The organism is Thermococcus thermotolerans (assembly GCF_024707485.1).
Classification (GTDB): domain Archaea; phylum Methanobacteriota_B; class Thermococci; order Thermococcales; family Thermococcaceae; genus Thermococcus; species Thermococcus thermotolerans.
The window spans coordinates 1,147,331-1,173,612 of record NZ_CP102602.1 but is presented as its reverse complement, the minus strand read 5'-3'; the positions used below and the strand labels follow the sequence as shown (position 1 = coordinate 1,173,612).

At 54.7% G+C, this 26,282-nt stretch carries 27 protein-coding genes and 1 pseudogene; 12 read left to right on the top strand and 16 right to left on the bottom strand.

Features of this window, described 5'->3' with window-relative positions:
* Nucleotides 1-12: 12 nt before the first annotated feature.
* Nucleotides 13-525: a metallophosphoesterase gene (locus NUS69_RS06755; protein ID WP_258085011.1), complete on the top strand. Its 513-nt coding sequence runs from the start codon at nucleotides 13-15 to the stop codon at nucleotides 523-525.
* 97 nt (nucleotides 526-622) lie between these two features.
* Nucleotides 623-1,486 (top strand): hypothetical protein, encoded by an 864-nt coding sequence (locus NUS69_RS06750; RefSeq protein ID WP_308686499.1) that lies wholly within the window; start codon nucleotides 623-625, stop codon nucleotides 1,484-1,486.
* On the opposite strand, the gene NUS69_RS06745 is transcribed toward NUS69_RS06750, so the two are convergent.
* Nucleotides 1,483-2,073 carry a hypothetical protein gene (locus tag NUS69_RS06745; protein WP_258083096.1) on the bottom strand — a complete coding sequence of 197 codons (591 nt, stop codon included), beginning with the start codon at nucleotides 2,071-2,073 and terminating at the stop codon, nucleotides 1,483-1,485. The two genes, NUS69_RS06750 and NUS69_RS06745, sit on opposite strands and share 4 nt — an antisense overlap.
* 88 nt (nucleotides 2,074-2,161) lie before the next feature.
* On the opposite strand from NUS69_RS06745, the gene rtcA reads away from it, so the two are divergent.
* On the top strand, nucleotides 2,162-3,184 hold the full coding sequence (gene rtcA, locus NUS69_RS06740) for an RNA 3'-terminal phosphate cyclase (protein WP_258083095.1): 1,023 nt from the start codon (nucleotides 2,162-2,164) through the stop codon (nucleotides 3,182-3,184).
* Here rtcA and NUS69_RS06735 read toward each other — a convergent pair.
* On the bottom strand, nucleotides 3,181-3,570 hold the full coding sequence (locus NUS69_RS06735; RefSeq protein WP_258083094.1) for a hypothetical protein: 390 nt from the start codon (nucleotides 3,568-3,570) through the stop codon (nucleotides 3,181-3,183). The two genes, rtcA and NUS69_RS06735, sit on opposite strands and share 4 nt — an antisense overlap.
* 105 nt (nucleotides 3,571-3,675) lie before the next feature.
* Between NUS69_RS06735 and NUS69_RS06730 the strand changes: the two genes are divergently transcribed.
* Both NUS69_RS06730 and NUS69_RS06725 read left to right on the top strand, forming a co-directional pair.
* The gene (locus NUS69_RS06730) at nucleotides 3,676-3,927 is read left to right on the top strand and encodes a UPF0175 family protein (protein WP_258083093.1); all 252 of its coding nucleotides are present in this window, start codon (nucleotides 3,676-3,678) and stop codon (nucleotides 3,925-3,927) included.
* Entirely contained in the window at nucleotides 3,924-4,436 is a 513-nt protein-coding gene (locus tag NUS69_RS06725) for a DUF3368 domain-containing protein (RefSeq protein WP_258083092.1), read from the top strand. Before NUS69_RS06730 ends, NUS69_RS06725 begins: the two co-directional genes overlap by 4 nt.
* A gap of 28 nt (nucleotides 4,437-4,464) precedes the next feature.
* Here the strand turns inward: NUS69_RS06725 and NUS69_RS06720 are convergent, their stop codons facing one another.
* The 10 genes and pseudogenes from NUS69_RS06720 to shyB all read right to left on the bottom strand — a co-directional run bounded on the left by NUS69_RS06720 (nucleotide 4,465) and on the right by shyB (nucleotide 12,437).
* Nucleotides 4,465-5,310, bottom strand: a complete 846-nt coding sequence (locus tag NUS69_RS06720) for a TatD family hydrolase (RefSeq protein ID WP_258083091.1) — start codon at nucleotides 5,308-5,310, stop codon at nucleotides 4,465-4,467.
* A 9-nt stretch (nucleotides 5,311-5,319) separates the two neighbouring features.
* A complete protein-coding gene (gene pbp11, locus NUS69_RS06715; protein WP_308686498.1) occupies nucleotides 5,320-5,640 on the bottom strand; it encodes a tRNA-binding protein Pbp11 in 321 nt (106 codons plus the stop codon).
* Nucleotides 5,631-6,335 carry a DUF257 domain-containing protein gene (locus tag NUS69_RS06710; protein WP_258083090.1) on the bottom strand — a complete coding sequence of 235 codons (705 nt, stop codon included), beginning with the start codon at nucleotides 6,333-6,335 and terminating at the stop codon, nucleotides 5,631-5,633. The genes pbp11 and NUS69_RS06710 overlap by 10 nt, the downstream gene beginning before the upstream one ends.
* Entirely contained in the window at nucleotides 6,332-6,997 is a 666-nt protein-coding gene (locus NUS69_RS06705) for a DUF257 domain-containing protein (protein ID WP_258085008.1), read from the bottom strand. Before NUS69_RS06705 ends, NUS69_RS06710 begins: the two co-directional genes overlap by 4 nt.
* Nucleotides 6,998-7,128: 131 nt before the next feature.
* On the bottom strand, nucleotides 7,129-7,803 hold the full coding sequence (locus NUS69_RS06700; RefSeq protein ID WP_258083089.1) for a DUF257 domain-containing protein: 675 nt from the start codon (nucleotides 7,801-7,803) through the stop codon (nucleotides 7,129-7,131).
* Nucleotides 7,772-8,464 (bottom strand): annotated as a pseudogene (locus tag NUS69_RS06695) (DUF257 family protein). The gene NUS69_RS06700 and the pseudogene NUS69_RS06695 overlap by 32 nt, the downstream one beginning before the upstream one ends.
* A 115-nt stretch (nucleotides 8,465-8,579) precedes the next feature.
* Nucleotides 8,580-9,827 carry an NAD(P)-dependent hydrogenase/sulfhydrogenase 2 subunit alpha gene (shyA, locus tag NUS69_RS06690; protein ID WP_258083088.1) on the bottom strand — a complete coding sequence of 416 codons (1,248 nt, stop codon included), beginning with the start codon at nucleotides 9,825-9,827 and terminating at the stop codon, nucleotides 8,580-8,582.
* The gene (gene shyD, locus NUS69_RS06685) at nucleotides 9,824-10,564 is read right to left on the bottom strand and encodes an NAD(P)-dependent hydrogenase/sulfhydrogenase 2 subunit delta (protein WP_258083087.1); all 741 of its coding nucleotides are present in this window, start codon (nucleotides 10,562-10,564) and stop codon (nucleotides 9,824-9,826) included. Before shyD ends, shyA begins: the two co-directional genes overlap by 4 nt.
* Nucleotides 10,561-11,436: an NAD(P)-dependent hydrogenase/sulfhydrogenase 2 subunit gamma gene (gene shyC, locus NUS69_RS06680; RefSeq protein WP_258083086.1), complete on the bottom strand. Its 876-nt coding sequence runs from the start codon at nucleotides 11,434-11,436 to the stop codon at nucleotides 10,561-10,563. Before shyC ends, shyD begins: the two co-directional genes overlap by 4 nt.
* Complete coding sequence (gene shyB / locus NUS69_RS06675) at nucleotides 11,433-12,437, bottom strand: NAD(P)-dependent hydrogenase/sulfhydrogenase 2 subunit beta (RefSeq protein ID WP_258085007.1); 1,005 nt, start codon at nucleotides 12,435-12,437, stop codon at nucleotides 11,433-11,435. The genes shyC and shyB overlap by 4 nt, the downstream gene beginning before the upstream one ends.
* A gap of 167 nt (nucleotides 12,438-12,604) precedes the next feature.
* Between shyB and nuoE the strand changes: the two genes are divergently transcribed.
* The 3 genes from nuoE to NUS69_RS06660 are packed head-to-tail and all read left to right on the top strand — an operon-like array spanning nucleotide 12,605 to nucleotide 17,721.
* On the top strand, nucleotides 12,605-13,069 hold the full coding sequence (gene nuoE / locus NUS69_RS06670) for an NADH-quinone oxidoreductase subunit NuoE (protein WP_258083085.1): 465 nt from the start codon (nucleotides 12,605-12,607) through the stop codon (nucleotides 13,067-13,069).
* Entirely contained in the window at nucleotides 13,062-14,864 is a 1,803-nt protein-coding gene (gene nuoF / locus NUS69_RS06665; protein WP_258083084.1) for an NADH-quinone oxidoreductase subunit NuoF, read from the top strand. The genes nuoE and nuoF overlap by 8 nt, the downstream gene beginning before the upstream one ends.
* A 1-nt stretch (nucleotide 14,865) precedes the next feature.
* A complete protein-coding gene (locus NUS69_RS06660) occupies nucleotides 14,866-17,721 on the top strand; it encodes an NAD(P)-binding protein (RefSeq protein ID WP_258083083.1) in 2,856 nt (951 codons plus the stop codon).
* A gap of 53 nt (nucleotides 17,722-17,774) precedes the next feature.
* Here NUS69_RS06660 and NUS69_RS06655 read toward each other — a convergent pair whose 3' ends face one another.
* Nucleotides 17,775-18,677: an asparagine synthetase A gene (locus NUS69_RS06655; protein WP_258083082.1), complete on the bottom strand. Its 903-nt coding sequence runs from the start codon at nucleotides 18,675-18,677 to the stop codon at nucleotides 17,775-17,777.
* 199 nt (nucleotides 18,678-18,876) lie between these two features.
* On the opposite strand from NUS69_RS06655, the gene NUS69_RS06650 reads away from it, so the two are divergent.
* Complete coding sequence (locus tag NUS69_RS06650) at nucleotides 18,877-19,458, top strand: P-loop NTPase family protein (RefSeq protein ID WP_258083081.1); 582 nt, start codon at nucleotides 18,877-18,879, stop codon at nucleotides 19,456-19,458.
* Here the strand turns inward: NUS69_RS06650 and NUS69_RS06645 are convergent.
* Nucleotides 19,451-20,233 (bottom strand): hypothetical protein, encoded by a 783-nt coding sequence (locus NUS69_RS06645; RefSeq protein WP_258085006.1) that lies wholly within the window; start codon nucleotides 20,231-20,233, stop codon nucleotides 19,451-19,453. The two genes, NUS69_RS06650 and NUS69_RS06645, sit on opposite strands and share 8 nt — an antisense overlap.
* Before the next feature lie 27 nt (nucleotides 20,234-20,260).
* On the bottom strand, nucleotides 20,261-21,415 hold the full coding sequence (locus NUS69_RS06640) for a pyridoxal-phosphate-dependent aminotransferase family protein (RefSeq protein ID WP_258085005.1): 1,155 nt from the start codon (nucleotides 21,413-21,415) through the stop codon (nucleotides 20,261-20,263).
* A 164-nt stretch (nucleotides 21,416-21,579) separates the two neighbouring features.
* Here NUS69_RS06640 and NUS69_RS06635 point away from each other — a divergent pair, with 164 nt between their 5' ends.
* From NUS69_RS06635 to NUS69_RS06625, 3 genes are all read left to right on the top strand, one after another.
* Nucleotides 21,580-22,746: an MFS transporter gene (locus tag NUS69_RS06635; RefSeq protein ID WP_258083080.1), complete on the top strand. Its 1,167-nt coding sequence runs from the start codon at nucleotides 21,580-21,582 to the stop codon at nucleotides 22,744-22,746.
* A 220-nt stretch (nucleotides 22,747-22,966) separates the two neighbouring features.
* Nucleotides 22,967-23,515: a 50S ribosomal protein L16 gene (locus tag NUS69_RS06630; RefSeq protein ID WP_258083079.1), complete on the top strand. Its 549-nt coding sequence runs from the start codon at nucleotides 22,967-22,969 to the stop codon at nucleotides 23,513-23,515.
* Between the two features lie 123 nt (nucleotides 23,516-23,638).
* Nucleotides 23,639-24,781 (top strand): RNA ligase, encoded by a 1,143-nt coding sequence (locus NUS69_RS06625; RefSeq protein ID WP_258083078.1) that lies wholly within the window; start codon nucleotides 23,639-23,641, stop codon nucleotides 24,779-24,781.
* Between the two features lie 69 nt (nucleotides 24,782-24,850).
* On the opposite strand, the gene NUS69_RS06620 is transcribed toward NUS69_RS06625, so the two are convergent.
* Nucleotides 24,851-25,933, bottom strand: a complete 1,083-nt coding sequence (locus NUS69_RS06620; RefSeq protein ID WP_258083077.1) for an AAA family ATPase — start codon at nucleotides 25,931-25,933, stop codon at nucleotides 24,851-24,853.
* Nucleotides 25,934-26,282 lie beyond the last annotated feature (349 nt).

Here is a 26,282-nt window from a genome sequence, read left to right as displayed (position 1 = left end):
AGGTGAATGGTGATGTTGATAGGTATAATGAGCGATACCCATGACAACCTTCCGGCCATCGCCAAAGCTGTTGAGCTGTTCAACGGGAGGAACGTTGAGCTTGTAATCCACGCGGGGGACTACGTTGCACCGTTCGTTGCCAGGGAACTCAAGAAGCTCAGGGCACCGCTCAAGGGTGTTTTCGGCAACAACGACGGCGAAAGGAAGGGCCTCTACGAAGCGCTGGGAATTTACGATGAGATACTGGAAATCGAAGCTGACGGCATGAAGATAGCCGTGACTCACGGCACCGACGAGGTTCTTGTTAAGGCGCTGGCCAGGAGCAGGCTCTACGATGTGGTCATAGTCGGTCACACCCACCGCTACGAGATACGCGAGGAGGGAAGAACCATACTCGTCAACCCTGGCGAGGTCTGCGGCTACGTCAGCGGCGTGAGGAGCGTTGCCCTTCTGGACACCCGGAAGAGGGAGGTTCAGATAGTCAACCTCGACACCGGTGAGCTTCTGGGGGCAATGAGCCTCTAACGAGCGCCTCTAACGAGCGTCTCTACCGGGCACCTCTGAAGGTCTGCCTCTCTGCGCTCTCGATTTTTGCCGTTTAAATAATGGAAAAGAACCGGCGATGGGTATGGAGGATATACTGATTCCGAAGGAAAGGCGCGACGCTGTCGTGCTGATAGGGGTTGACCGCGGTGAAAACGTGGAGTTCATCAAGGTCTACGCGGTCAGCGAGGAGAAGGCAGAGGAAACGCTTGAGGCGTTCCTCAACGCTAAGGGCCTCTTTCCGGCTGACTATCGGCTCGTTGGCAGGGGGAGCGAAGAGGTTGGAGATAGGAAGGCGATAACAACGAAGAGCGAGGAAAAGCTAAGCTCATCCCTCGCCAGGCTCGGCCTCAGGCTCCTCTCCAACGGGGTTCTCTACCTTGAGGGCGTTGAAAGGGTCTACCAGCTTACCCTAGTGAGTGAGAAGCTCTACGCAAAGCTCAGGCGGATGAGGGAGTCGCAGGGAGCCAAAAAGAGGGGTTTTTCCCTGTCCATATCGAGCGCTCTGAGCCTCGGCCTCCACACCCTGGTAGTCAACTGGAGGGGGATAAACGTTGAGCCCCTGCTCCCTGAAGATGCGACCCTCCTGAGGGAGCCCTCCCCGGCGGAGGTCATTGAGGCCATGAAAACCAGCCCCCAGGTTGTAGTTGAGACGGTCTTCCCCGAGAAGTACTTTGCGGTTCCCTTCGGAGTGCGCATTAAAATTCCGCCCCTCTCAAGGGAAGAGTTCGCAAGGGAGCTTGAGGACAGGATAGGGGTTCAGGTTGATGAGAACATGCTGGCCGACTATCCTGCAGAGCTTTTGAACTACCGGAGCATTGAGAGCATAGTCCAAATCTTTGAGGAGCTCTTGAAGAGGGGTGTTGATAAGGAGAAAGCCCTGGAGACTGCCATATTTGTGAACCTTGGGTTCGTTCCATCGGACTTCAGGCTTGAGGACTAGTCCCTTAGGGCCTTGAAGTACGCCTTTACTGCCTCTCTAAATTCGGGGTTGTGCTTGCCGAGGGCGGCGTTGATGAGCTCCCTTAGCCCGGCCTCGCCGGCGAGGTAGCTTAAGAGCAGTGCCTCGTCAACGCTCAGCCCGGCCAAAAAGTCCGTCTTGGCCAGAAACTCAGAGCGGTCGGAGATGCGTTTTCTGAGCTCCATGATTCTTTTCAGGTGTGGGCGTATTTTCTCTTCCCTCTTCTCGAACTCCAGCCAGTCGATTGATAGTCCCTCTCCGGGAGAGACGTATCTGCCTGGGCTTTCAAGGTACGGCCTCAGCCTTGCGCCGAGCGTGGAGCTCAGGAGCTTCTTACGGAACCCCTCAATGGCACCGTAGTCGTCCCCAAGGCGCTTTTTGTCCACTATATCAAGGGCATCGAAGAGGGCTATTCCCGTGAGATAGCAGAGGGCCGCGAAGGGGGCTCTGGGGAGGGTTATGAAGCCCTCTCTCACCTCGACTTTCTCGCCTTCCCTTCTCTCAAGCCTCTCTAAGATCATTCCGAGGGGATAGCTTATGCTTTTTACACAGAACTCAAGCTCGTCCATGCTCCCACCGGGCCAAATAAGGCGAGGGGGGTAAAAGTCTTTCGTCAGGTTTTTTAGGCCCTTTGCGTTGATTCGGGTGGGTGGGAGAATGAACTGGGTAGAAATAGACGGTTCCTACGGCGAGGGTGGGGGACAGATACTCAGAACGGCCGTTGCCCTCTCAGTAATCACCGGAAAGCCCGTTAAAATCATCAGAATTCGAGCCAACAGGCCGAACCCCGGCCTCAGGCCGCAACACCTCCACGGGATTCTGGCCCTAAAGGAGCTCAGCAATGCCAGAGTTAAGGGGGCTCGGGTCGGCTCGACGGTTCTTGAGTTCGTTCCGGGGGAGGCGAGGCCAAAGCATGTCCGCGTTCCCATAAAGACGGCCGGCAGTGTAACCCTTGTTCTCCAGGCCCTGCTTCCTGCGATGGCCTTCACCGGCGGGAGCTTTGAGATAACCGGCGGAACCGACGTCCCCTGGAGCCCGCCGGTTGATTATCTGAAGAACGTAACACTTTACGCCCTTGGGAAGATGGGAATTGGGGCTGAAATAGAGGTCAAGCGGCGTGGCCACTATCCAAAGGGTGGCGGGCTGGTGGTCGGAAGGGTTGAGCCCTGGGAGGGGCGGAAACCTCTGAAGGCCCTTGAATGGTGCAGGATAGAGCGCTTCGCAGGGATAAGCCACGCCACCAATTTGCCTGCCCACGTCGCGGAGAGGCAGGCAAAGGCAGCTAGGGAGAGGCTTGAGGAGCTTTACAGTGTCCCCGTGGAGATAGAGACCGAGGTATCGCGCTCACTTGGGCCGGGTAGCGGCATCGTTGTCTGGGCTGAAACTGATTCGCTGAGGCTCGGAGGGGACGCCCTCGGAAAACGCGGAAAACCCGCTGAAGTTGTCGGCAGGGAAGCGGCGGACGAACTCATAGAACAGCTGACCCTGAGGAAGGCCGTCGATAAGTTCCTTGCCGACCAGCTGATACCTTTCCTGGCCTTCGCGGGCGGAGAGATAGGAGTAACGGAGATAACCAGCCACCTAATCACCAACGTCTGGGTTGTGGAGCAGTTCCTCGGCAGAATCTTTGAGGTGGAGGGAGAAATCGGGGGGCCGGGGGTTGTGAGGGTGGAGGTTTAGTCTCCCTTTGCCTTTTTCATTCCGATTTCGACACCTTTGGCGATGGCTTCTTGGAGGAGGAGTTCTTTGTATACCCCTCCATAGCTTTTCCATGCCCAAATGCCAAATAATACAAGACCAGTTGACATGATGGAAAGGGCAAGAAGCATGAAGTTCGTGAATCCTTCTGAAGCCGTATCTGTTGAGAACAGGAACATTGGTGCGGTTAGAGTGAAAGCCACAATTCCAAGGCTAATTAACCCGACTCCATAGTTCATGCCAGTTTTTGCACATTCCTTGGACTCGCACTCTCTTGGATATGGGTGCGCATTTAGAGAAGCGACGACTAGTACGGCCACAAAATATAAAGCTACCCCAATGAATCCTAAAATACCTATGATATCCATTTCCCTCCTCCCTCCGGGTATTTATAGATTTCCCTCCTCCCGGAGGGTATAATACTGGGCGAAGGGGTTAAATACTGTCCCCTCCAATGTTAAATCGGTGGGAGAATGGGAAAGAAAATAGTCGTCGAGCTCCCGGGAATGATGAAAATACCCGACGAGGAAATCGAGAGGAGGGTTAAGGTCGAGCTTGCGCTCAGGCTGTACGAGAAGGGTATACTCTCCTTCGGTCAGGCGAGAAGGTTGGCAGGTCTAAGCAAGTGGGAGTTCATTGAACTCCTCGCAAAAGAAGGTGAGGGAATTCCCTACGACGAGGAAGAGCTTGAGAACGACCTCAGGGTTCTGGAGGGACTCTCGTGAGGGTTGCGGTGAACTCGTCCCCTCTCATCTTCCTCGCCAAGCTGAAGTTGCTCAATATCTTGAACGAACTTTTCGATGAGGTCTACATCACTGACGCCGTCTATCACGAGACCGTCGTTGAGGGCGCTGGACATGAGGAGGCAATTGACATCGAAAACGTGGATTTTCTGAAGAGGGCTTCAGTTAGAAACCAGAGGGTCGTCAAGTTCCTGCTTGAGATGATTGACCACGGGGAGGCCGAGACGATAGCGTTTGCCCTCGAAAATGAGATTGATTTGGTCGTTCTTGACGACAAGGACGCGAGAAAAGTTGCGAGAGGCTTTGGGTTGAGGGTAACGGGAACCCTCGGGTTGCTTCTCCTCGCCAAAAGGCGGAGGCTGATTAAAGAGGTCCGTCCTTACATCAAGGAACTCAGAAAGCACGGCTTTAGAATCTCCGAGAGCGTTCTCAGGGAGATACTGGAAGCGGCAGGGGAAAAGAGTTCAGAAAAAGGAGAGACAGCCTCATAAAGACAGTTCTGGGCGAGGGAAAGGTGCTCTACTCCTCAACCTCTACCCCGTAGACCTTCTTCGGGTTCTCCACGTGGATTTTGTAAACGTCCTCCTCCGTGAATAGGCCGTTCTGGAGGAAGGCTTTGGTGCGCCTCGGCACGGTCTTCGGCCCGAGAACCGCTCCCGGCCTTCTTTTGTCGTCTATGTAATCCGTCTCCATCATGAACCTGTTTCCCTGCTCTATCGCCGCCTTGATGTTCTTTCTGCTCGCTATGATGCTCGGAAATACTCCAACCTCCTCGGCAATCTTGACGAGAGGAGGAGAGAAGTGCTTGACGACCCTGTAGGGCTTTATTCCGACTTCCTTAACAATCTCGCCCAGCTCCCTGAATTTAGCTTCGTCGAAGCTCTCCGTGTGGAGCTGAACGGCGCAGTCGGCTTCCTTTGCCAAGGCCATTCCATATTTCATCAGCTCGATGCTCGCCTCCCAGATTTCCTCTGGAACGGGATAGTGCGGCCTGCCTATCTCACCTATGGCTATGGCCTTCCCATCAAGGCAGAGCTTTTGTGCGTATTCGAGGGCCTTCATGACCTCGTTTTTCGCGTAGTTCAACCCTCTCTGCTCCGCAAGATAAACGAACTCCGCAGGGTGAACTCCAACGACGGCATAGGCTTTGACCGGAGTTTCCCTGTTTATCTTCTCGACGAGCTCGATGTGGAAGTCCATCGCCTTCATGAAGTCCTCCGCCTTCGCTCCGCTAAAATCGTAGTCGTGGGCGGTCTTATATACCACGACGAGATGCGTCCCTCCAGCGTGGTGGAACTGCTTGACCGCCTCAAGGAAGAGTCCCTTGTAGGGGTCAACGTGGAAGTGGTCGTCCCAGATTATCATGCCATCACCTCACGACTGGTAGATTTCCAGCTCTTCGCCTTCCTCGCATGGGACTTCGTACTCAAGCATCAGGGCGACCCTATCGCCCGCAACGGCGAAGTCAACCCTCCGATGGTCTCGCTCTATCTTCATGATTGGGCTGACGGATTTTCCCTTTACCTTGTAGCCAGGGTAGATAAGCCCTTCGATTACTTCCCCGATCAGAACCTGTCGGGAGAACACCTTGAGGGATTTTTCAACCCTGAACCTGCCAACGGGATGCTTTGAGACTATTTCAACGTCCGATTTCTCTTTTTTCCGGAATATCCTTCTGAAAAGGCTCAACTCCACCACCGCAGTGTCTCCCTGGGGGATACAAGGACGTATTCCCTGTGCATGAGCATTGTGAATACCGACTTCCTGAACTTCATCCTTATGAGTTCCCCTTCATTGGTTACCTCCACCGCGGAAGTCGCTATGTCCTCCAGCATCGGCAGGGGGTTAAAGTCCAGGGTTTCCATAATAGGGGCCTCTATCAGGTAGACGTTTACCCTGCGTCTATCCCCCAGTTTTTGCTTTATAAGCCCCAGTAAGGTGTATGTGCTGCGGACGTCGCCCTGGAGGAACAGCAGTCTCTCCAGTCCGAGCACAAGGTGTATGTAGACCCCGTTGCCCACAACTTTCTGGAGCTCCTTATCGATCTTCCGCTGGTACACGTGGGGGTCGTTCTCGAACCTGATCCTGGCAATAACGTTCCCCGCTTCCTGCGTTCCTCCAACCTTGATTACCATGATGTCTCTATCGTTTATGCTGACTCCCATCAGCCTGAGGTGCCGCATGTAGATGGGGAGCGTATCGAAGATGTCCTCCACTATGAGGGGTATACCCTTTCTTTTTGAGTACTGGATGAACGCATGGAGAACAAACTCGGCGCCCAGGGCACCGCGGTTTTCAATTATCGTCGTACCTCCCGGCCAGATCTGCTCCACCATGGTGTATAAATCCTCCTTGGTAACTAGGACGGGTTTTTTAAACGCCTCCATCATATCCACCCCTCAATGTCTATCTTCTCTTCGCGACCTATGAGATTCGGATTAATGCTTTTGGTGACCTTCAGGGTCGCGCCGGTATGGTACGGGGTGAGCCTTATCACAGTAGTTGATATCCTCTCGAACTCCGGGAGGATTCTTATAGGAAGGCTCTCCATCACGGTCTCGTTGACTATATAAAAGGCCTTCCTGTTTCTGTTGCCCATGAATCTCTGCATTGCCAGTATCAGCCGGTACGCGTCGAGGGGCGTTCTTATTATGAGAAAAAGGTTCTCTACTCCGACTACAAGGTTTATGAGGGGGGTGGGAATCTCCTGCAGTGCTTTCTGTATTGCCTCCTCATAGTTTTTGAGGTAGACCCTAGGGTCTGGGTGGAACTGAACCTTTGCCACAACGTTTCCGACGTCCAGTTTTCCGCCGGTTTTTATGACGTATACTTTGTTCAGGTTCAGGGATAGGTTCATCATCTTCGCACGGATCAAGATTGAGTGAAGCGTATCAAAGTTGTCATCTATGAGGATGGGAATTCCACTCTTCTCGGAGTACTCTACGAAGAACCTCAGAAGGAACTCGGGGATGTACGAGGTGGTGTATTTTACGAGAACCGTTTCACCGGGAAGGATGGAATCGGCGATCTCGGTAGCTTTTTCCCATTTCATGGTTCTCACCTTTTAAAGTTTGTTTTAAGAGGATATAAACATTTTGCGGGGTCTTTCCGGCCTTCCTTATGGCTGTGAAGCCGTTGATAGCAGTACCGCTGTTTCACATAAGGATATAAGAAAAACGGGAGTTACCACCGGGCTATCTCTTCAGGAACACCTGGGAACTCCTTCCCGATGATGTCGGTGAATAGGCTCTTCTTGAGTATGGTAACGTGAGTTCCGTTTTTTATCTTTATCTCAACGACGGTGCTGGCGATCTCCTCAAGTTCCGGGAGCAGGTTGAACCTCAGCGTTGACAGCACGGGCTTGCTGACGATGTAGAAGGATTTCCTGTTGGGGTTCCCGAGGAACTCTTTGAGGTATGCTATGAACATGTAGAACTCCCTGCGGGTCTCAAGAAACGCAAACAGTCTCTCCATGCCGAGGACTATGTTCAGGTGCTTTCCGGATTGGAGTATTTTTCTGGTCGCTTCCCTGTGCCGGGTGATGTAGAGAACTGGCTCGGCATCCAGGTGTATTTTGCTCACGATATTTCCTACGGGCTCCATGCCCCCCGTCTTTATGACATCGACGTCGGAGAAGTCCCAGTCAATGCCGAGGAACCCCAGGTGTTTCTTTACCAGCGCGAGGGAGTCCAGCACATCGTCAATGTAGACAGGTAGGCCCCTCTCTCTGGCGTATTTTACAAAGACATAAGTGGCCAGTGCGGCGCCATAGGGGGACTCGTCCTCCATCAGTATTACGTCCCCGAAGGGGGTGGCCTCTATGAACTTAAACGCGGTCTCCTTTGCCACCGGCTGCATTTATTATCACCCCTATTGAAACCTCAAGCTCCCTCCCTATCAGCTCGAAAATGGGGCTTTTTTTGAATATGATCCTGCCGGAGGTAGGGGCAGGGACTATCTCAACCACCGTGCTGGCTATGCGCTCCATCTCTGGAAGGGGGTTGAACTCCAGCCCTTCCGCGGTTTTCTTGTTGACGAGGTAAAATGCCTTTCTCGGGTTTCCGATGAACTTCTGGATGCGTGTCATGACGAGGTAGAACTCCCTGACGCTGTGGATGAAGGCGAATATTTTCTCGAAGCCCAGGACTATGTTTAAGGATGGCCCTATGCTGGAGAGCAGCTTTCTTCCTATGTCCTCGTACTTCCTGACATAGATATCGGGTGAGTCGCTGAACTTTATCCTGGCAACGACGTTGCCAACATCCACGTGTCCGTCGGACTTGATGACAAAAACGTCGCTGAAATCCTCGTGGATTCCTCACAGGGCGAGGTGCTTCTGTATGACGTGGAGCGCGTCAAAGTTGTCGTCTATCACAACGGGCACTCCCTTTCTCCGTGAGTACATCAAGAGAGCCAGCGTCGCGAACTCCGGAACGTACGATGGGTAGTACTCGACCAGGACGGTTTCCCCGGGCTTTACGGCGTCTATTGCATCCAGCAGGTCTTCGATGCTGCCCATAGTCCATCCCCCCATATAATGTGGTTATGAATGCAGTAATATATGCCTTTTGTTTATGTCCCTGAAGAACTTTCTGGAGGGTGCTGGATATATTAGAATAATAAAAAGAAATCACTTATAGTTTGACAAGATGTACTGAACACGAGATGCACGGGTCGAAGGCCCTCACCGTCTCCTCAAGGCGCCCTATCATCCTGCCCTCATCGACTTCGCCGTAGAGTTCTCTGGCCTCCTTCAGGAGGCTGGCCTCTATCATCGCGTGGTTCAGCGCGGTTGGGGTTATGATGTTGGAGTAAGAGATATTGCCGCTGGCGTCTGTCCTGTAGTGGTGGATGAGCAACCCCCTCGGGGCCTCGACGTAGCCGATTCCCTCCCCTTCCCTTGGCTCAACGGGGACGTTTTCCCCTTCGATGCCCCTATCGAGCAGGGTCTTCGCTATTTCATTGGCCTTTTCGAGGGAATACACAAGCTCTATCGCCTGGGCCAGGTTGTTGTAACTGACGTAACCTGTGGAGAGCTTCTCCCTGTGCTCCTCAAAGAGTCTCTTGGCGGTGGGCGTGAGCATCTCCGACTTCAGGAGAAGCCTCGGCAGTGCTCCGACAAAGAAGGCCTCACCCTTATATAGGCTCTGCTTGGCGAAGCTGTAGACGAGGGAGCGCTCCTCTATCCTCTCCGTGTAGTGGAACTCTCCGGGTTCGTCGGATATCAGCTTTTCACCCCAGAGGTAGCCGTCGGTGGCGACGAAGTGTTTCGCTTTTGCCCCGTAGGGGCCTAACTGGGCAAAGAGCCTCACGGCACGTCTTGCCAGCCGGAGGAGGGCTTCGCTTTCCCTCTCTATTTCCTCCAGCTCCTCAACGGTGGGGTACCTTCCAAATCCTCCCGGTTTGACGTTTATGCCGTGTATCTCCCTGCCGCCCACAATTACCCTGAGCCTGTTACCAAATGCCTTTAAAGCGAGTCCCTCCTTCACGAGTTCGCCGTGCTTCGTGGCCATCCTTATTGCGTCGGGGTAGCCGAAGACGTCAGGTGCAACGAGGAGGTATAGGTGGAGGGAGTGGCTCTCAAGGAACTCCCCTATCAGACCGAGCTCCCTGAGGAGCGTTATCTCCTCCGGAACCTCAACGCCAAAGGCCCGCTCGATTCCAATGACCGAGGCAACGCTGTGCGATAAATAGCAGATGGCGCATATCCTCGCTTCAATGTCCGGGACATCGTAGTAGTGCCTTCCCAGGGTGAGTAGCTCGAAGAAGCGCGGCCCTTCAATGATCTGAAGCCTGACGTCCTTTACCTCGCCGTCCTCGATGACTATCTCGGCTTTGCCGTTGCCCTCAACGCGCGTGAATTCCCGCATCTCAATTATCATGGCTCCCACCTCGCAAAGGTCTTGAACTTCCTCACGATGTACTCGTCATCGTAGCCGAGCCCCTTGAGTATCTCGTACTCGCTGGCCGGATTCACCTCTCCGGGTAGCGGGCCTCTGCACCCTATGCACCCAAGGCCGGAGCGCACGCAGACAGCTTTGCAGCCTCCGTAGGTTATCGGGCCGAGGCATGGAAGGCCCTTCTTCACCAGCACGCACTCGTACTCGTTGAGCTTGCACTCAAGGCAGACCGGGTAGTCCTTTCTAACGGGCTCGATGCCCTTGGCGATGTCCATGAGCACCTGGTAGACTTCCTCCTTGTCGTACGGGCATCCCGGGAGGGCAAAATCAACGGCAACGTACTCCACAACCGGTTTGGAGTCGAGGGCGCGCATCGGGTTCCCACCGTCTCCGTAGACTGCCTTCAGCTTCTCCCTGATGGGTAGCTCAACGCTCCCCTGAACAGAGCCGTGGGTCGCACATGTCCCCAGGGCTATGAGGTACTCCGAGTGGTTCCTCGCCTCCTTGAGCAGGTTCAGGTCGCGCTGGGTCGAGACGGTTCCGGTTACGAGTGCCACATCGTAGTGGTTCCCCTCGCTCAGGCTGGTCGCCATGTGAAACTCGGTTATCTCGTAGAATTCAAGGAGGTCGAAGAGCTTCTCGTAGAGGAAGAGAATGTTTAGTGCACAGCCGCCGCAGTCGGTAAGTTCGAAAACCCCCAGCTTGAGCTTGTCCATCATATCAACCCCCTCGTGGAGAGAGCGTCCCAGTAGGTGAAGACCGGTCCGTCCTTGCAGACATACTTGATGGACGTGCTCGTCCCGACGATGCAGTGGCCGCACTTGCCTATCCCACAGCGCATGCGCCTTTCGAGCGTCATGTATATCCTGCCCGGTGAGAGCTTTCTGTCGAGGAGCTCCCTTATCACGAACTTATACATGACCGGCGGGCCGCAGATGAGGGCGTATGCCTTGTTCACGTCAAACTCCTCTCCCCTGAAGAGATCCGTGACTACGCCCCTGCACACCCTGTCGGAGAAGCCCCTCTCCAGATAGATGCACGACGGGCTTTCGACCTCGTATGCCAGCTTTACAGAGCAGTTCATGGCCTCGCCGTGCTTCAGGAGGTGTATTATCTCGTCGCGGAAGAGTATGTCCTCATAGGCCTTCGTGCCGTAGAGGAGCCAGATGTGTTCATATTTTCCTGAATCAATCGCGTACCAGAGGACGGATCTCAACGGCGCCATTCCGAGACCGCCTGCGACGAGGATAAGGTTCGAGCCCTCCATCTCCTCCATGGGGAAGCCGTTTCCATAGGGCCCGCGGATCCCTATTATGTCGCCCTCCTTCATCTTGTGTATGAACTTTGTCATTCTGCCGGCTTTTCTGATGCAGAGCTGGAGGTAGCCCCTCCTCGTTGGGGACGAGCATATGCTTATCGGGAACTCTCCGAAACCGCGTATGTCAACGATGACGAACTGCCCGGGCCTGAACTCGAACTTCTCCCCAACCTCGGGGTCGAGGAAGCGCAGTGTGAAGAGCTTCTCCCTCGATGTCAGGTCCTTCACTTCGAGAATCCTTGCGTCGTACGTCTGGTACGGGTTCTCGCTCATTTCAGAGACCCCCTAACCTCCTCAAGAACCTTAACGTGCTCTATCTTCGCCGGGCAGAACTCGTCGCATCTTCCACATCCGACACAGTTGTAGCCGGCCGACGGGTCAAAGTAGCTCTTGCAGTAGTAGCGGTGCCTGAAGCGGTCCAAGCGTGTGGGCCTGAAGTTATGGCCGCCGGCAACCAGTCCGTGGTTCTCCATGAAGCAGGAGTCGTAGCGCCTCTCGCGGACGGCTTTGTACGCGTCCACCCAGCGGTCGCAGACCTCGTAGCAGCGACACGTCGGACAGACCATGTTGCAGTTGCCGCAGGCGAGGCATATCTCAGCGTACTTCTTCCACACGGGGCTGTTGTATGCCAGATCAAGCATGTCGGCGAGGCCCTCCTGCGGGAGCTCCTTCTGGAAGGCTTTGGAGCGCTTCTCCTCGAACTCCTTGAAGTTGGCGAGGTCCTCGTCGGTCACCTCCTCGAACAGCTCACCGTTCTCCCAGGCTATCTCGTGGCCGCGGACGCTGCCAATCCTTACAAGCCATCCGTCCGGCAGCTCGTGAAGGAACAGGTCGAAGCCGTCCATGGCGAAGTGCGTACCGAGGCTCTTGCAGAAGCAGTACTCGTCGGGCATGCAGCTTATCCCTATTATCAGGGTCTTCTCGCGCCTGCTCTTGTAGTACGGATCGGCGGGCTCATCGAGGTACACCTTGTCGAGTATCTTAAGACCATGGATATCGCAGGAATGGAGTCCAAAGAGGACCATCGGCTCCGCTTCTACCTCCTCTTCCCAGCGGCCGTTTTTCAGCCTGAGAATGGCCTCTTTGGGCCTGAAGAAGAACTTCTTTGGTGGGAGCATGGTTCTGTTGTAGTCCAGTGCTATCTCCGACGGGCTGTGCACCTCTTGGAAAGAATATATGCTCCCCTTCTTTACTGGAGCATAGACAGTGCCCCAGGCTTCAAGTGACTTGAAGAACTTCTCAAAGTTTTCGGAAGGCAATTTTATGTATCTCAAGGGCATCACCGCCTCTAACGGGCTTACGATTTTAAGTTTGTAAAGGATTGATTTAAGAATTTTTCAAACAAACGGTTACCAACCAAATGTTACTAACTTGTACTTTAGTGCACGCTTATAAACATTAAAGTCGAAGTTTTTCCGAAAAACCCTTGCGGTGATGCAAAATGGAATCCTCCCTTGGTTATATCCGCTCTTATCCGCCGGAACCGAGCTCGCTGATTCCACTCCTCCAGCGAACTCAGGAAAAGTTTGGCTACCTTCCCAGGGAGGCCCTTGAGGAGATAGCGAACTACCTCGGTGTCCCTCTCAGCAGGGTCTACGGCGTGGCGACCTTCTACGCCCAGTTCAGGTTTGAACCCCTCGGGAAGTACGTCGTCAAAATCTGCCACGGAACCGCGTGCCACGTCAACGGTGCCGTGAATATATCCCAGGCGATAACTGAGGAGCTTGGGATTGAAGAGGGGCAGACTACCGAGGACGGCCTCGTAACGCTTGAGCGCGTTGCCTGTCTCGGATGCTGCAGCTTGGCCCCGGTCATAATGATAAACGACAAGGTCTTCGGCAAGCTCACGCCCGACAAGGTCAGGAAGCTGATGAGAAAGCTCAGGGAGGGGAAGCTCGATGTCTGAAATCAGGGCCATCGCTGTCGGCATGAACTCCTGTGGAATAGCTGCCGGCGCGAGGGAAACCTACGAGGCCATAAAGGCCGAGCTTGAGAGAAGAAACCTCGACGTGAAGCTCAAGATAGTCGGCTGTGTTGGCATGTGCTACCGCGAGCCCCTCGTGGACATCATCACCGATGATGAGATAATCACCTACGGTCACGTTGACCCCAAGAAGGTTCCGAGAATCATCGAGGAGCACGTGGTCAACGGGAAGCCGGTCGAGGAGTGGATAGTCAAGCGCGACTGGTGGGAGGACGGCGAGAGGAAGACGTGGGACGTTGACGGCTACTTCGCCAAGCAGAGGAAGATAGTGCTAGAAAACTCCGGCTACATAGACCCGGAGAACATAGACGAGTACATCGCTGCTGGAGGCTACGAAGCGCTCAAAAAGGCCCTCAAAATGGAGCCCGAGGAGATAATAGACGTCATCATGAAGTCCGGGCTGAGGGGAAGGGGCGGTGCAGGCTTTCCGACCGGCCTGAAATGGAAGTTCGCGAGGGAGGCCAAGGGCGACGTCAAGTACATCGTCTGCAACGCCGACGAGGGCGACCCCGGGGCATTCATGGACAGGAACGTCCTTGAGGGCGACCCGCACCGCGTTATTGAAGGCATGATAATCGGTGCCTACGCGATTGGGGCAACCAAAGGGTTCATATACGTCCGCGCCGAGTACCCGCTGGCCATAAGGAGGCTGAAGATAGCGCTGAAGCAGGCCCGCGAAAGGGGCTTCCTCGGCGAGAACATCCTCGGCTCGGGCTTTTCCTTCGACATCGTCATCAAGGAAGGTGCCGGAGCATTCGTCTGCGGTGAGGAAACCGCTTTGATAGCCTCCATTGAGGGCAAGCGCGGAATGCCGAGGCCGAGGCCACCGTATCCGGCCCAGAAGGGCCTCTGGGGCAAGCCGACAAACATCAACAACGTGGAAACGTGGGCGAACGTGCCCTGGATAATCAAACACGGATGGGAAGCCTACGCCTCGATAGGAACCGAGAAGAGCAAGGGCACCAAAGTCTTCGCCCTGTCGGGCAAGATAAAGCACGGCGGAAACGTCGAGGTTCCGATGGGCATGACGCTGAGGGAGATACTCTACGAGATAGGCGGGGGAACCAAGACCGGCAAGAGGATTAAGGCAGTTCAGCTCGGCGGTCCCTCCGGAGGCTGTATCCCCGAGTACCTCTTCGACACGCCGGTTGACTACGAGAGCGTGAACGCTACTGGGGCCATAATGGGGAGCGGCGGAATGGTCGTCATGGACGAGGATACATGTATGGTTGACGTGGCGAAGTTCTTCCTCGATTTCACCGTCAAGGAATCCTGCGGAAAGTGCACCTTCTGTCGCCTGGGCACCAAGAGGATGTGGGAGATACTGGACAAGTTCACTCAGGGAAAGGCCACCGAGGCGGACCTCGAAAAGCTTGAAAGGCTCGCCTACCAGGTCAAAGCCGGGTCGCTCTGCGGCCTCGGGCAGACTGCACCTAACCCCGTTCTGACGACGCTCCGCTACTTCAGGGACGAATACCTTGCCCATATCCAAGGAAAATGCCCCGCCAAGGTCTGCAAGCCGCTCATCAGGTACGTCATAATAACCGAGAAGTGTACCGGTTGCACCGCCTGCGCCATATTCTGCCCTGTCAAGGCCATCAGCGGCGAGAAACTGAAGCCCCACGTCATCAACCAGGAGGAGTGCATCAAGTGCGGAACCTGCTACGAGGTGTGCCGGTTCAACGCCATAGAGATAGTCGATGCGGGGGGTGAGTGAGATGGTCAAAATCATAGTCAACGGAAAGGAAATCGATGCCCCGGAGGGGAAGCCGCTCATAGACTTCCTCCGTGAAATAACCCATATCCCCGGCTTCTGCTACACGAACGAGCTCGACCCCTACGGCTCGTGCCGCTTGTGTCTCGTCTCCACCAAGAGGGGAGCCACCACCTCATGCACCCTCAAGCCGATGGAGGGGCTTGAGTTAGAGACCCTCAGCGACGAAGTCATCTCAATGAGAAAGACGGCACTTGAACTAATCCTTTCAGACCACTACGGCGACTGTATCGGCCCCTGTCAGGAGGGCTGTCCGGCCCACAGCGATGTTCAGGGCTATTTAGCGCTCATAGCGATGGGCAAGTACCACGAAGCGGTTAAGCTGATGAAGGAGAAGTACATCCTGCCGGCTGTCCTTGGAAGGGTCTGTCCGGCCTTCTGTGAGGATGCCTGCCGGAGGAACCTCGTGGAGGAGCCCCTTGCGATAAGGCAGCTGAAGAGATACGCGGCAGATTACGACCTTGAGCACGGCCCGTGGATGCCCGAGATTCCGCCCTCAACCGGAAAAAGGATAGCCGTCGTCGGAGGCGGGCCCGCTGGATTAGCGTGCGCCTACTACCTCAGGACGATGGGTCACGAGGTCACGATAATCGAGGCGATGCCGGAACTCGGCGGAATGATGCGCTACGGAATCCCGCCTTACAGGCTGCCGAGGGATGTTCTTGACAAGGACATAGCGACGGTCATAAACACGGGGATAGAAGTGAAGACCAACACCGCCCTTGGAAGGGATGTAACTCTCGACGAGCTCCGCGAGAAGTACGATGCCGTCTTCCTCGGCGTCGGCGCCTGGAGAAGCAGGAAAATGGGGATTCCTGGCGAGGAGCTTGAGGGAGTCATGCACGGCATAGAGTTCCTCAGGAAGGTCAACACCGGCGAAAAAGTCGAACTCGGGGAGCGCGTTATAGTCGTCGGCGGTGGAAACACTGCCATGGACGTTGCAAGAACTGCTTTAAGGCTCGGTGCAAAGGTTACCGTCGTCTACAGGCGCTCCAGGGCTGAAATGCCGGCCAACGAGCGCGAAGTTGAAGAGGCGATCGAAGAGGGCGTTGAGTTCCTCTTCCTGACGAACCCGGTGAAAATCCTCGGCGACGGAAAGGTCGAGGAGGTAGAGCTCATCAAGATGCGCCTCGGCGAGCCAGACGCCAGCGGCAGGCGGAGGCCGATACCGATTGAGGGTTCGGAGTTCCGCGTCAAGGCCGACAACGTTATCCTCGCCATAGGCCAGTACTGCGACGAGGAGTTCCTGAAGAGCATTGGCATCGAGGCGAAGCGCGGAAAGGCCCTCGTTGATGAGGTGACGCTCCAGACGAGCGTTCCCGGTGTCTTCGCCGGCGGTGACCTCGTTCTCGGGCCTTCAACGGTCATCGAGAGCATAGCCACCGGGAGAAGGGCCGCGATAATGATAGACTTGTATCTTAAAGGCAAGCTGGAGAAGGCCAAAGCCGTGCTCACCGAGCCCGAGAAGCACATCGAGGAAGTCTTAAGCGACGACGACTTATATAGAGTCCTCTTCGACCTCAGGCCCTATAACCACTGGAAGAGGGTCACCGAGAAGGACTATGAGCACATAGAGAGAAAGCCGAGGGCGAAGGTGAAGCTCCTCGATCCGGAAAAGAGGAAGAAGACCTTTGAGGAGGTCGAGCCGGCCCTAACAGAGGAGCAGGTTCTTGAGGAAGCGAAGCGCTGTATGAGCTGCGGCTGTATGGAGGTCTTCCGCTGCAAGCTTAGGGAATATGCGACGCTCTACGGTGCCGAGCAGTACGCCTTCGAGGGTGAGCAGAACAGGTTTGAGATAGACGAGAGCCACACGTTCGTTACCCTCGACAACAACAAGTGCGTCCTCTGCGGCCAGTGCGTCAATTTCACCCACGAGGTTGCTGGGGAGGGAGTGCTAGACTATCTCTTCCGCGGATTCAAGACGAGGATCTCGCCGCCGCTCGGGGAGAGCCTCGGCGATGTGGAGAGCAGGTTCATCGGGGAGATGGTAGACCTCTGTCCGGTTGGGGCAATAACCGAGAAGCTTCCCTTCGTCAAGCCCGGGCCCTGGAAGACAAAGCCCGTCAAAACCGTTTGCAACGGCTGCTCCTTCGCATGTGAGATGAACGTGGAGGTCTACGACGGCATGCTCGTGAGGGCATCGAGGGTAGAAAACTCTTGGAACGGCCACCTCTGCGACGTCTGTCGCTTTAACAGGCCCTGGGCAGAAGACTTGGCCCAGCCGCTCCTCAACGGCGAGCCCGTGAGCTGGGAGGAGGCGAAGCGCTTCATGGCCGAGAGGGACTACGCCCTGATTTTAACTCCGGAGCTGACGAACGAGGAAATTGTCTCGCTGAAGGAGTTTGCGGAGAAGAGGGGGATTCCAATAGGCTCGACCGTGAGTGGAGGGATTTCAACGGCCACGCTGGAGGAGGTCAGAAACGCCAGGAAGGTTCTCCTAAGGGCTGATCCAGAAAAGTTCCCGCTCCTTAAGATACTCCTGAAGGGCAAGGAGCTCGTCGAGGAGGGCTACGACGTTGCCGTTCTGGAGGGCCTGGCTGAGCCGCTCGACGTTCCAACCCTCATCCTCCACGAAGGTGTCAACTCAGCCGGACTTCTGAAGGCAGAAATAGCGGGAATCCCGGAGAGCGAGGCCTACGTCGTCGTTGGTCGGCCCACCAAGGAACTGCCCGGAGACGTCCTCGTGATTCCGGCAGGAATCTGGGCCGAGAAGAGCGGAACCGTCACCAACGCCTTCGGAATGGAGCTGAAGATGGAGAGGGCGAGGAAAGGCTACTCGCCGGTGGAGCTTTTCTCGTGATTTTTCTTTTATCTTCCTTAGGGAGGTTAGAAGTGGAAATAACGAGTAAAATCTCATATAACCGCCGGAACGCCCGGAATCCTCGGGAACGGCTGGACCTCAGCGATGTGCTTCGCCCCCACCATGTAGCGGACAAGCCTTTCCACGCCGATTCCTGCTCCTGCGCTTGGCCTCAGGAGGCCGGCCTTGGCCACCTCCAGATAGGGCCTGAACGCGTCAAGGCTTATCCCTGCCCTCTTCATCTTCCTCACTATGACCTCGTACTCCCACTCCCTCTCGCCGCCGCTGGAAACCTCTCCATAGCCCTCTGGAAGATACAGGTCGTAGTTTCTGAAGTGACCTGGCCTCTCAGGGTCTTCCCTGTCGTAGAACTCCCTCTCGATGTCCGTCACCCAGAAGGGCTCGTCCATGACTTTGCTGGCCTCGTCCTCGCTTCCGAACTCCGCCTTGATCTCCTCCAGCGTGAAGCGCTTGAAGGGCGGCTTGACCTTGGGCACCTCCCTATCAAGCTCCCAGCCCCTCGCCTCCTTGAAGAGACCGCTGATGAGCCCCTCGATGAGGCCCATCACGTCGTCCATGCTCGCGTGGGCTATCTCGAAGTCGAGCTGCGTAAATTCATAGGCGTGCCTTCCGTCGTCGGCCGAGCGTCCTTCGAGCCTTATGTTCGGCGAGAGGATGAACAGTCTGTCTATTCCCATTGCCACCGCCATCTGCTTGTGGAGTATCATGCTGTGGGTCAGCCTCAGCCTTGAGCCGTAGACCTCGACCTCCGGGGGCTTTAGGGCTTCTTCCGCCGCTGGATCCGGCCAGAGCGGATCTGTGATGGAGCTGAGCATGACCGGTAGCATCCACTTGAAGCCCTTCCCCACCATGTATCTTGTCATATAGTCAATGACTCTCGTCTGCACTTCCATAACTGGTTCAATTTTTCTGGTCACAATTTGGAGAGCGTTCATATATATCACCTAGTTTTTGTCACTGATTTTCTCCTTTATGGCTTTTATGCAAAAACTTTTGGATTTTGGGCAAAATATGACATTAAATTACAGACATTTTTGAATAATTGATAATATTTTGGCCCTTAATTGACGTTTATTAAAGCCCCCCGGCGATAGCGTTATAATGCCCGGCGAGAACCTCCTATGGTGGTAAAGCATGGGAGCGTACATATTCACGCCTGAGGACCTTATACGATACGGCTCGGCAACCGAGGAGCAGTTCGAGGTCTTGAAAAATGCGGTTCTCTCCAGGAAGGACATACTCGTGGTCGGATCGAGCCGCTCCGGAAAGACCAAGCTGGTGGAGGCTCTGATGCACTTCATACCCGATGACTGGAAGGTGGCGGTCATTACCGCCTACGGCGAGTTTAAGCCCTTCAAACCGAACATCGTTGTTATAGACACTCAGTTTGACAGACAGTCCCTTGAGGGACGCACGTCGGATGTTATATCGAAAATAAAAGCGCTGAACCCTGACTACGTCGTTATCGACACCATCCACACGGTTGATGTTTCAAGGATCTTCCGTGAGCTCATAGACGACTACGCGTTCATAGTGACCTCCCTGGCTTTGACCAACGACATAAAGGATGAAGTAAAGCACTGGCTCAGGATAAGCGGTGAAACCTTCGACAAGTTTGACATCGTCGTGGAGCTCAGGAGGGACTGGAGGACGGGAATGAAGAAGATAAACCGCATTTATGAGGTAAAGGATGGAGAACTGAGGGCCGTCATTTAGACCTTCTCACCTTTTCCTTCAGTTTTCTCCATCCGTCCATTATCCCGTCCTTGACCTTTCTCTGTCCTTGCCCCGTGAGATAGCCCTTTCTCCACGCAAAGTACATGACGCCGTTGAAGGTGAGTGTGGCCACCACTGCCAGGAGCAGGGAGTTGACGGCGACACCAGCTATCGTTTTCTGCGTCCTCCTGAACATTCCGAGGGCAACGTAGTCGTTGGGGGTCATGTGCCTCATAAGTAGAACCGCTCTCTCCGTCCCGTTCTGTGGGAGCAGTGAGAGCATGTGGTTCCAGGTTACGGTATAAACGTTGATGTGCGTTCCGTTGACCGCACAATCCTTGATGATTTTGTCCTCCTCTATCCAGAGGCAGCTTCCATCACCGAGGAGCCTTCCATGGACGTTGGTGTGGTCGTAGGTCTGGAAGTAGAAGGTGCCGTTGTCCGGGCTTACCTTCACGACCTCTATGTCCTGCGTGGCTCCTCCATAAACGAGGCCCCGGAAGAAGCGGTAGAGCTTGTCTATCAGCGAGTTGCTGAAGTATTCATCCTCCCAGACGATGTAGTAGTAGAGAACGCCGTCGTAGTCCACCATGTAGAGGATTCCAACGGGTCTGTCGTTCGGAGCTGTGTAAACAACAGGTGCGTACTGGTCGATCTTCCCGCTCTCTCCGGGCATGTATCCCTCAAGGGAGTACCCACTTGAGGTGAGACCGACGAGCCAGAATATGAAAAAGTTGAGAAGGAGCCATACGGCGAGCCACTTCTTTGATACCATAACATCCACGGGATAAAGGGGAAGAATTCAGGCCTTAAGTTTTTCTATGACCTCGCGGAGGTTGGCGAGCATGTCCTCGATGTCCTCGAAGGTCATGTACCCCATGTTTCCAATCCTGAAGGTCTTCTCTGCCACGCTTCCGTAGCCCTTGGCCAGCTCAAAGCCCTTCTCGCGCATTGCGTTGTAAACGTCCACTCCTTTCATCCCCTCGGGGACGACGACTGCTGTGATGGTCGGGCTCTCGTAGCCTTCTTCAGCCAGAATTCCAAGGCCCATCTCCTTGACGCCTTCCCTTATCATCTCGCTCCGCTTTGTATACATGTCGAGCCACTTCTCCTTTCCACCCATCTTTTCGACAATTCTCAGAACGACGTTGAGGCCGAACACCTGCGGGAGCGGGGGCGTTGAGGGCGTTCCCTTCTTTTTCTCGTTGAACTTCTTGTAGAGCGGTAAGTCAAAGTACCAGCCGCGCTCGGGCATCTTCTCGGCTATTTCAAATATCCTCTCGCTGACCGCTGCAACTGCAAGCCCCGGCGGGACGCCAAAGGCCTTCTGAGAGCTGGCGAATATCATGTCGAGGCCCCACTTGTCAAATTTGATGTCGGCGCCGCCCATCGCCGAGACAGCGTCAACGAAGAGGAGCTTGTCATGCTCGTGGACGACCTTCGCCAGCTCCGGAAGCGGGTTCAGCACGCCGGTTGAGGTCTCGTTGTAGGTTATCGTAACCGCAACGACGTCGGGGTTCTTTCTCAGGGCCTCGTCGAGCTCCTCGGGCTTGATGGCTTTCCCGGGCTCCTTTTCAAGGACGACAGCCTCTCTGCCGTTGGTCTCAACGACATCTTTGAACCTGTTCCCGAATGCCCCTATCGTGGTGACCAGAACTTTTCCTCCCCTCGGGACGGTGTTTCTCACGGCCGCTTCCATAAAGCCCGTTCCGGAGCTCGGGAAGAGGATTATTTCCCCATTGTCAGCCTCAAGAAAAGCCTTAAGTCTGTTGAGGGTATCAACGTGAACTTCCTTCGCTTCGGCCGAGCGGTGGCTGAACATCTGAACGCTCATTATTGCAAGAACCTCGGGAAAACATGCGACTGGTCCGGCGGTAAATAGCTTGTACTTCGGCTTGACGAGCTCATAAACCTCCCTGTAGGCCTCCTCATACTCCATGTTGAACCTAAGCTCCATCAGCATCACCTCGGCGGGAGTTTGGAGGGGAGATATAAAAAGGGTTCGTTGGCGGTGCGGGTTCTCCTCTGAAGCTCCGTTCCTTTACCTAACCAGTTGCTGAAAAATCTTCGGCACAGCCAAGACTTTTAAAAGCTTCACCCTAACGTTCAGAAGGTGGTCGTATGGAATCCAGACGTCTCGCCGGAATACTCCTGCTCATACTGTCAGCCTTCACCGGCACGATAGCCTTCCGCCTCGCCACCCCCGCCATAGCTTTCTATACCCGTGATATACTCCAAGCCTCGATGCTCTCCGTTTCAATCGTCTCAATGTCGTTCGTTCTCGCGAGGGCATTTTCCTCGGTTTTCGGGGGGCTTATCCTTGAGAGGGGTAAAAGGCTCGTCTATATCGGTGCCATAGCGATGATGGGGAACGCCCTGGCTGTCCAGCTCTACCCCATGACCTCAACATGGGTTCAGGTTGCGGGAATAAAGCTCCTCAACGGTTTTCTTAACGGTCTCAGCTGGCCGATGGCGCAGTTTGTGATAGCGGTCGCAACGCCGAAGGAGATACGGGCAAGGGTTACGGCGATATACTTCTTCTTCGGTAGCATCGCTTCCCTCCTTGGAAACTACGTCTACGCCTACACGATAGACCTCGGACTGGGCGGCCAGATGTGGATTTCTTCCGCGTTCTTTGTCCTGACAGGTCTGATAATGGTGGCCAGCTACGTTCTCCTCTACGAGAGGATAACGCCCAAGAGGAAGAAAACCCCCGACGGTGAAAAGCCGAGCCTCGAACCCAAGAGGGTTCTAATCATTGCCTCGCTGATGGCGGTGATAGTGGCGTTCACGTCCGGCGAGATAACCTACGTCTACGTCTCCGAGGCTTTGGGAATGGAGAAGGCAACGACCGCAACGCTCATCGGCTGGGCCGGTTTCCTCGCCGCGATGCTCAGCTACTTCGCTTCCTGGCTCGCCGACGTGAGGAGCGAGAGGCGGATGGTTCTGCTGACTTCCCTGATAGCTGCACTCTCGCCACTTCTCGCCGCTATAAAGACCGCCCCGACGGTTTTCCTGGGGATATTCCTAGCTCTCTTCGCGTTTCAGAGCTTTCGCCCGATTTCACGGAAGGTTTTGGCTTCCTACCACCGCTCCTCCCTTGCCATCGGAGGCGTCAACGGCGTCCAGAACCTGTCCACTTTCCTCGGCGGAATGCTGTTCGGCTTTGCGTATTCGCTTGGAGAGTTCCACGGCATCGTAACGCTCAACCTTGCCCTACTGGCATTCACGCCTGTTTCGATAGCCCTGCTCTGGCAGAGCGTTAAGCTTAAAGGTGGTGGGAAGTAACAGCTGGTGTCGGCGAGCACTCCAAAACTTTTATAAAAGCGACGGCAAGCTAAGTTTAGGCTTAGCTCTCATTGAGATTACTGCGAAATGCCAATAACCCCTGGGAGGGGTAACGGGCTCAAGACCGAGCCCTCGGGCCGATGTCCGAAACCGGCAACGGGAGTAGGAAAAGCCCGTAAACCGATTCACTCGGAGGTCAGGCTCATTTGGAGGTGAGAGTATGGGACTGAGACCAGCCAAGATTGATAGGGACGTTGACAAGCCCGCTTACACCAGGAGGGAATACATACGCGGTGCCCCCGGTCCGAAGATAACGATCTTCGACATGGGCAACCTTTCGGCTGAATTCCAGTATGAGGTAAGCCTTCACGCCGAGCAGGCCATGCAGATAAGGCAGAACGCCCTTGAGGCCATCCGTATCCAGGTGAACAGGTACCTCCAGAAGAACGTCGGAAGGAGCAACTACCACTTCAAGATAAGGGTTTACCCGTTCCAGGTTCTCCGTGAGAACCCGATGGCTACCGGAAGGAAGGCCGACCGTTACGGAAACGGTATGAGGAGGCCCTTCGGAAAGCCGATTGGACTTGCCGCCCGCGTCAAGAAGGACCAGAAGATACTCACCGTCTGGGTGAACGAGAACCACCTCAAGTTCGCCCTTGGTGCCATGCACAGGGCCAAGATGAAGCTGCCCTACAGCGCCTACTACAGGATCTACGACAAGGAAGGCAACGACATCACCAGCAAGGTTCTCTCGACCATGAAACGCTGAAGCGCAGCGCTTGTCCTCTTCTACATTTTCATAACCCCTTGCGTTTACGCTCCTGACCGATGGTTTTTGTCATATATTCATAATGATTATTAACGATGCCACCCAACTTAGACTGGTGGGACGATGGTAAGCTCAGGTTTCAAGGCCATGCTTCTCAAGCTCGGCGTTCCCGAGGACAGGCTGGCGGTTCTTGAGGGTAAAGGTGGAGTTGTGGAGGGAGAATTCGAAGGCATAAGATACGTCCGCTTCCGCGACTCGGCGAGGGGCTTCCGGCGCGGAACGGTCGTCTTTGAGAACGGCGATGTCGTCCTTGGCTTCCCCCACATAAAGCGCGTCGTCCAGCTGGAGAGGGGGATAAAGAGGGTCTTCAAGAACAGACCCTTCTACGTTGAGGAGAAGGTGGACGGCTACAACGTCCGCGTCGTGAAGGTGAAGGACAGGGTTCTCGCTCTAACGAGGGGCGGCTTTATCTGTCCCTTCACGACGGAAAGGATACTGGACTTTGTAAACGATGAGTTCTTCAAAGATTACCCCAACCTTGTCCTGGCCGGCGAGATGGCCGGGCCCGAAAGCCCGTACATCGTCGAGGGGCCGTCCTACGTGAAGGAGGACATCGAGTTCTTCCTGTTTGATATCCAGGAGAAGGGGAGCGGACGAAGTCTTCCTGTTGAGGAGAGGTATAAACTTGCCGAGGAGTACGGGATCCAACAGGTGGAGAGATTCGGTCTCTTCGACCGCTCTCGTATAGATGAGCTCTATGACCTCATCGAAAGGCTCAGCAGGGAGAAGCGCGAGGGAGTAGTGATGAAAACGCCCGACATGAAAAAAGTTGCCAAATACGTCACACCTTACGCCAACATCAACGACGTCAGGATAGGCTCGCACATATTCTTCGACCTGCCCCACGGCTACTTCATGGGGCGGATTAAGCGCCTCGCCTTCTACCTGGCCGAAAAGCACGTTAAAGGCGAGGAATTCGACGAGTACGCGAAAGCCCTTGGAAAGGCCATCCTCCGGCCCTTCGTTGAGAGCATCCATGAGGTCACCAACGGCGGCGAGGTCGAGGAAGTCTTCACGGTTAGGGTGAAGAGCATAAGCACCGCCCATAAAATGGTGACCCACTTCGAGAGGCTCGGCGTGAAAATCCACATCGAGGACATAGAGGACCTGGGCAACGGCTACTGGAGGATAACATTCAAGAGGGTCTATCCCGATGCGACGCGGGAGATAAGAGAGCTGTGGAACGGCAGGGCTTTCGTGGACTGAGATTGGCCGTGCCTAATAATTTGAGGTGGAATGACTTGCACCCCTACAAGTAACTTGTGGGGGTGCAAGTTAAAGCTCCCTGAAGACCTTCGCTAACACGGGGTCTGGGATAAGGTATCTGCTTTCTCTCTTTTCCACATAGCCTGCTTTGACGAGGTTCTCAAGCAGGGATGAAAAGTTTGAGTCGTTGATGGGGCCGAGCTTCAGGGTGAGGTAATCCTTTATGTCCTTCCACCGCGAATAGTTCAGCGCTATTGCCTTCAGGATGAAGCGGTATCTCGGGCTGTAGCTGAAGAGCTTTGAGAGCTCGTTTCCAGCGAGGGCCTTCGCTTCCCTGAGGACTTCCTCAATAGCCTCTCGATGTCCAAGCTTCCTCGTAACGCGGACGTACCCATAGAGGGAGAGCCAGCCGGGAATTCCATCGAGCTCCTCAACGGCCTCCTCGATTTCTCTGTCCGTGACTTTAAATTTGGCCTCCTCGAAGCCCTTTTTCAGGAATTCTTCACTCAGCCCCGGATTAAAGCGCTCAAGGGCTATGTCGTGGTGGTATCTGCCGAAGAGTGGCGCCTCCGGGTCATGGAACTTCAAGAAGTCGAAGAGAAGGCCAACCTCGGAGCCGGTCAGTATGAAGGTCAGGTTTTCGAGGTTGTCAATGGCGTATGCTAAAATGCCATCATATCTAGTTGCCCCACCGAAGCGCAGGTACTGGGCCTCATCAAAGGCTATGACGACCCTTCCGGCTTTCTCGCCGTATTCATCGAGCGCCTCCAATAGCTCGGTTATCGAGAAGTCCTTTGAGGTTATCTCCAGCCTTAGCCCGGAAACGCTCACTCCCCTAACCCGCTCAAGGAAAAGTTTTGCCTCCTCGACCAGCTTTTTTCTTCCGCTCATTCCCGAGAGGAGCATCTTTCCGATTACGTACCTGTTGACGGATGAGAACTCGGAGTAGGTTTTCCTCACGTCGACTTTTATCGAAGGGTAGGGAAGTTCGTTGAGTGCAACGTTGAGGAGTGAGCTCTTTCCAAGCCTCCTGAGACCGAGGAGTAGGATCAACCTTTCCCCTCTCTCCGCGGCTTCCTCAAGCTCCCCAAGTTCCCTCCCCCTGTCAAAGAGTTCCTCCCGCTTCGTCTTTGGGTAAGGTGAAAACAGCATTAACTTGCACCCCCACAAGTTACTTGCACCCCTGCAAGTTAAAAGGCTTTCCCCGAAACTTTTCTGGCGAAAAGTTTCATCAAAGGGTTTTTACTGCTGAAAAGCGCAGAAGGACTTCGTGCACTCTTTAATTGCAGCTCTACCTGTGGTTTGGCTCTTTGATAAAGCTCTTTAACAGTTTCGACCTTATTTTTGGCGTCCAAAGGACGCCTTGGGGGAGTGAAACATTATAAAACTGCTGTATGAAGAGTAACCCTACCAAAAATCAGCATTCTCAAAATCGCACACAAATTTTCCGCCAGCGCTTCGTGGGAAGCAAAGCTTCCCGACGTATTGAGACGAAAGTCTC